Annotated in this window: 1 protein-coding gene; it reads right to left on the bottom strand. The window is 69.7% G+C overall.

The window, feature by feature from the left end; translation table 11 throughout:
- Positions 1–12: 12 nt before the first annotated feature.
- The gene (locus ACVCAH_RS37870; protein WP_447141010.1) at positions 13–1,329 is read right to left on the bottom strand and encodes an ISL3 family transposase; all 1,317 of its coding nucleotides are present in this window, start codon (positions 1,327–1,329) and stop codon (positions 13–15) included.
- Positions 1,330–1,448: the final 119 nt, after the last annotated feature.

Raw genomic sequence — 1,448 nt, 5'->3', positions numbered from 1 at the left:
GGCTCTTCGAAGTTAAGCGGGGTTGAGGTGTCCGCGGTGACGTCGGGTGGTCGCGGTGCGGGTGCGTAGCCGCTGGCTTTCGGGATTGCGGAAGCCGTATGCGTCGCGGGCGATGGTCTTGATGACCCGGTTGGTTCCTTCCGAGCCGGCGTTGGTGATCCCGGTGCGCAGAAACGCGTGGATCTGCGGCCACCAGGTTTCGATGGTGGTGGCGAGCCGGTGGAGTTCGGGCAGGTCAGTGGCGGCGCAGCGGGTGTAGAAGCGGCGTAGCAGCCGGTGGACGTGTTCGCGGTCGGGCTGGGTGCGAGCGGTCGCGAGCAGGTCGAGTAGGTCTTCCTTCGCGTTCCACGCGGCGAGGATCGGGGCGCCGATCTTGGCAGGTAGTGCTTCGAGGGTGTCGGCGAGGCGGTCGACGTGCTTGCCGCTCATGCGGGCCGCTGATCGGGTCAGCCGGTTACGCATCCGCCACTCGGGGTCGCTGCCGCGGCCACGACGTCCGCGCTGGGTGAGGGTGACCCGGCGGCGGACCTCGGTGACGGCCCGGTTGGCCAGCTGCACGACGTGGAAATGATCCACCACCAGCACCGCGTGCGGCAGCACTTGCCGGATCGCGGCCTTGAACACGGTGCACATGTCGATCGCCACCGCCGTGACCTGCTCGCGCCAGGCTGGTGGGCGAGCGGCCAGCCAGCCAGTGACCGCCGCGGTGGTGCGGCCTTCGACCTGGGCCAGCAGCCCTTGGCCGCCGGACAGATCACAGAAGCCGACGTGCCACCGGTCCGCGGTCGTGGTCCACGAACCGGCCAGGTCATCCCAGATCCAGTGGGGCTTGCCCCGGCGGACCTCGTCGATTCCAAGCACCGCAACCGGCTCGGGCTCGGCCGGTAACACCCGGCTCGCGTGGGCGGTGAACGCCTCGGCGGCAACCGGCCATGACAGGCCGTGGTCCCGGGCGGATTGCACGATCGTGCGCCCGCCGTCGGCGACCGCAGCCCCGGCCGCCTGCCGCAGTCGTGTGGTGAGCCGTGAACGGGCCGGGACCTGGGCGACCTGTTCGGTGAACGATCTGCGCGGACAGGCCGGGGTCGAGCAGTACCAGCGTCGTTTACGCCAGCGCAGCCGCACACGCCGACCGGCGACCGGCAGGTCCCGCGGCTGGGTCGTGGCCCACTGCTTCACCCGCACCGCCCGCTGCCCACACCCCGGGCAGCATCGTGCCTGCTCACAACCGGTGGACAGGTCCACCACCGGGACACCGGTAGCGTCCAGCTCGACCCGCTCCACCACCAGGCCGTCCAGCCCCAGCAGGCGGGTCGTATCGTTGACCATGCTCGCAGCTCTTCACTTGTGACCATCCGAACTAGACACTCAGATGATCACTGATGGGCTGCGAGCCCTTCACGTCCGGGTCACCGCCAGCCGCGAACCCCGCTCAAGTTCGAAGAGCC

The organism is Micromonospora sp. LZ34 (assembly GCF_052981855.1).
Note: the sequence above shows the minus strand (reverse complement) of the source record. Positions and strands in the feature narration are given on the sequence as shown.